This window comes from Mesorhizobium sp. M7A.F.Ca.ET.027.03.2.1, from assembly GCF_003999175.1.
Taxonomy (GTDB): domain Bacteria; phylum Pseudomonadota; class Alphaproteobacteria; order Rhizobiales; family Rhizobiaceae; genus Mesorhizobium.
On the sequence record NZ_RZOM01000678.1, the window covers coordinates 1 to 3,393 of the forward strand.

The window sequence follows — 3,393 nt, forward strand, 5'->3', positions numbered from 1 at the left end:
GTCCAAGCCAGTAAAGACAAAATATCGAACTGAGAGTGCCAATGAAAATTAGGCAGAGCGCGACCACTTGCACCGCCTCGCTTTCCAACGCTGGCGTCAGGAACATCGCCAGCAGTATCAGGAATGTCCCAGCTATTGAGGTTACCCTCGGTTCAATTCCTTGCGCGGTCCCTTTCGGCGGAAAACGGCTGATAGTCATCAGAAGCTGCAGCAACAAAAATACCGTTGATGCCAATTGCGTGACGACGGCGAGAGAATTTGTTGATGCATCCTGATGGAAATAGAACACTACAGGTACTGTACTGAAAGTCGCCAAAACTGTCATGACGATGACTATGGCAACTCGCCCGAAGAATTCCTCACTTAGCATTTCCGTCCCCTTTTCAAGGTAACAGTAAACCACCACATACGGGTAGCGACAAGAAGATGGTTTGCAAAGAGTTAACGGCTATGGCTCTTCAATTTTAAATTAACCTGGCCGACCTATCATGACGGAATGCCATACGTCCTTCCAACGCTTCGTGTCTTGGCCCCAATCTCACTTGTGATTTCAGCCGTAGTGATGATTGCACTTAACCCTCACAGCACATCGTTCGCCTTTTGGTTGACGTTGCCCGTCAATGTTGCTGGTTGGCCTGCGCGTCGGACATCAGACCGGACGGCGAGGCTCAGTTGAGCTGGTTGAGGATTCCAGAGCTGCTCGCGACCGTCAAACTCCTGTAGATCAGGAACCCTAGCGTACAGATCGCGGCGAGCGAGATCGGCACGCCGAATGGCACCACGCCCTTGCGGTCCAGATGCTGGACGATGAGCCGAAAAGCACCGTCGGGCAGCAGGAAGGGGTTTTTCACGATCGCCGCGGTGGCCAAGGCGAAAACCAGGAGCAGCACTGAAAACACCGCGAGAGCGCCGCCGCTGATCAGGAATGGCACGACCGCTATCAGCTTGACGTCGCCGGCGCCGATCTTGCGCAGGGCCCAGAAGGGCAAGAACGCGACGAACAGCAGAAGCCCTGCACCGGCGCTCAGTCCCATGTCCCACCACGAGCCGGACTGGATCGACAGCAGCAGCAAGCCCCCCGCGCCCAGGCAGAGCAGCAGCAGCACGTCACGGTTGGAAATCTTCTGGGTGGTGAAATCGACCCAGGCAATCCTTGCCAGCAGAGGGATGGCGAGCACCTTCAGCAGCAATGCTTCGACGAGCAGCATGCTAGCGCTCGACGTTCTGCACGCTTGACGACAAAAGCTTCAGATTGTTGGCCACGGTCGGGTCGTTGGGCGCCAGTTCGTAAGCCTTGAGGAAGTTCGAGCGCGCATCCTGCAGCTTGCCCCGCAGGAGAAAGGAATAGCCGACATTGTTGTAATATTCGGGCGTCGCGCCAACCAGCTTGAAGGCCTTGGCATAGGCCTTGTCGGACAGGTCGAAGCGGTGGATCCGGTCGGTGCAGGCGGCCAGCCCCATCCAGGCGTTGCCATCGTTGGGCGCGAGTTGCGTCGCCTTGAAGAACAGCGCGCCGGCATTGCCGTAATTCTCGGCGCGGAACTGGTTCTTGGCTTCGGCGACAGCCTGGTCCGAGGCATAATATTCGACATCGCTGACGGTTTTCAGTCCGTCGAAAGCATCGCCAAAAGACGTCACGTCGCCCTTCGACGGCTCGTTGGTGCGAACGATGCCGTCGGTTGTGTCCGCCGTCTGGCAGCCGGCAAGCACCGCCATGAGCAGACAGGCCGCGGCCGCGATAACCCTCTTCATAAATGTGTCCCCTGGGGCCCCGACTCACATTAGGCCCAAATGATATACCAAACTAGAAGAAAACGCCTCTCATGCGAATGATCACCGGCAACATGATCACCATCATCACGACGGGGAATATACAGAGCCCCAACGGAATCATCATTTTGACCGGGAGTGAATTAGCGCGCTCTTCGGCACTCAGAATTCTCTGACTGCGCATTTCGGCGCTATAGACACGCAAGGCATCGGTGAGGCTGGTGCCGAGTTCTTCCGATTGACGGAACAGCACGGCTAGTGCCCGCGCCTCCTCAAGCCCGATGCGATCTGAGAGTTCGCGTAGTGCCTCCCGCAGCGGCTTGCCAGCGCGCAACTGCAAATTCATGATTGACAGCTGTATTCCCAGCCATTTGTGGGTGGCGGCCATTTCGTGACTGACACGTTCGACCGCCGCCTCCAAGCTCATGCCGGCATCGGCACAAGTGATCATCATGTCCATGAAGTCAGGAAAGGCCCGGCGATAGATCCGCTTCTGACCATTCTCGAAGCGATCGAGCATGATGCTCGGAATCACCATGCAGGCGAGGCCAAATAGAGCAGAGCCAGCAAAGGTTATGAAACCGGGGAGTTGTGGCGGTAGGACCCGCGACAGCAGGGCATAGATGGCCAAAAATCCGACGCAGACTGCAACCAGACGGGACAGGGTATAAACCAGCGGTGCGCTTGATTTATAAAAGCCGGCACGAAAGAGCTTCGCCTCCAAAGCATTCGGCTCGTCGCGCTCCTTTTCGATCGACTTGAAGTATGCGTCGACTGGCCGTTGCGCCGCAACCTTGGCAAGCACGTCCTGTCCAAGCATGGACCGACGATCGGTAATTCCTTCACCCATCAGGCTCTGCGCGACAAGTTTTCGTGTTTGCAGAGCTGGCAGGAAGACGAGTGCACCGAACAGGAAAAAGGATGTCGCCGCCGCAAACACGACGATTGACACCAAGAAACCCAGATCCTGAATATTCGAAAACAAGTTTATTCGCCGCTCCTGTTAGAAATCGAAATTAACCATTCGATACATGATGAAATCTCCGAACAAAGCCCAGACCCCGAATACGGTGAATACCGGGAATATGAGCTTGTCGTGCCATATGCCTCCATAATAGGAGGGTGCAAGAAGTTGAAGGATCAAGAACATAACGAGCGGAAACAGCGATATGATCCAGGCCGAAACACGCCCTTCAGCGGAAAGCGCCCGGATTTTCATTCGAAGCTTCTGCCTTTCTCGGAGCACCGAGGATAGGTTGGACAAGATTTCGGTCAAATTACCGCCCGTCTTCGCCTGGATTGACAGGGACACCGACAGCAGTTGAAGACCTTCGAAGCCGACACGCTGCGAAAGCTTTCGCACGGCCTGCTCGATGCTGAGACCGAAGGTGATCTCATCGGAGACGATGCCGAACTCGGTGCCGAGCGGATCCGGCATTTCGCGACCTACCAGACCGATGGCGACCGACGCGGGATGGCCGGCGCGCAGCGAACGAACGATCATGTCGAGCGCATCCGGCAGTTGCTTGGCAAACTTCTGGATCCGTTTGTTGCGGGCACGCCGGAGGACCAGAAGCGGCAAGACCAGCCCCACGACCAGAAAGACAATGAGCGATGCCAAGG

Annotated in this window: 4 protein-coding genes and 1 pseudogene; all 5 read right to left on the minus strand. The window is 56.1% G+C overall.

Annotated features, from left to right (window positions below; all coding sequences use genetic code 11):
* Positions 1-370: pseudogene (locus tag EN750_RS24720) on the minus strand (isoprenylcysteine carboxylmethyltransferase family protein); the annotation flags it as partial.
* Positions 371-668: 298 nt separating this feature from the next.
* Positions 669-1,208 (minus strand): prepilin peptidase, encoded by a 540-nt coding sequence (locus tag EN750_RS24725; protein WP_127398010.1) that lies wholly within the window; start codon positions 1,206-1,208, stop codon positions 669-671.
* Position 1,209: 1 nt separating this feature from the next.
* A complete protein-coding gene (locus EN750_RS24730; protein ID WP_127398012.1) occupies positions 1,210-1,752 on the minus strand; it encodes a tetratricopeptide repeat protein in 543 nt (180 codons plus the stop codon).
* 52 nt (positions 1,753-1,804) lie between these two features.
* Positions 1,805-2,755: a type II secretion system F family protein gene (locus EN750_RS24735; protein WP_127398014.1), complete on the minus strand. Its 951-nt coding sequence runs from the start codon at positions 2,753-2,755 to the stop codon at positions 1,805-1,807.
* 18 nt (positions 2,756-2,773) lie between these two features.
* Positions 2,774-3,274 carry a type II secretion system F family protein gene (locus EN750_RS24740; RefSeq protein WP_245482795.1) on the minus strand — a complete coding sequence of 167 codons (501 nt, stop codon included), beginning with the start codon at positions 3,272-3,274 and terminating at the stop codon, positions 2,774-2,776.
* Between the last annotated feature and the right edge of the window lie 119 nt (positions 3,275-3,393).

Bases quoted from the DNA above. Each gene is read 5' to 3' on its own strand.
- EN750_RS24740 (WP_245482795.1), bottom strand. From the start codon at position 3,274: ATGATCGTTCGTTCGCTGCGCGCCGGCCATCCCGCGTCGGTCGCCATC.
- EN750_RS24725 (WP_127398010.1), bottom strand. From the start codon at position 1,208: ATGCTGCTCGTCGAAGCATTGCTGCTGAAGGTGCTCGCCATCCCTCTG.
- EN750_RS24730 (WP_127398012.1), bottom strand. From the start codon at position 1,752: ATGAAGAGGGTTATCGCGGCCGCGGCCTGTCTGCTCATGGCGGTGCTT.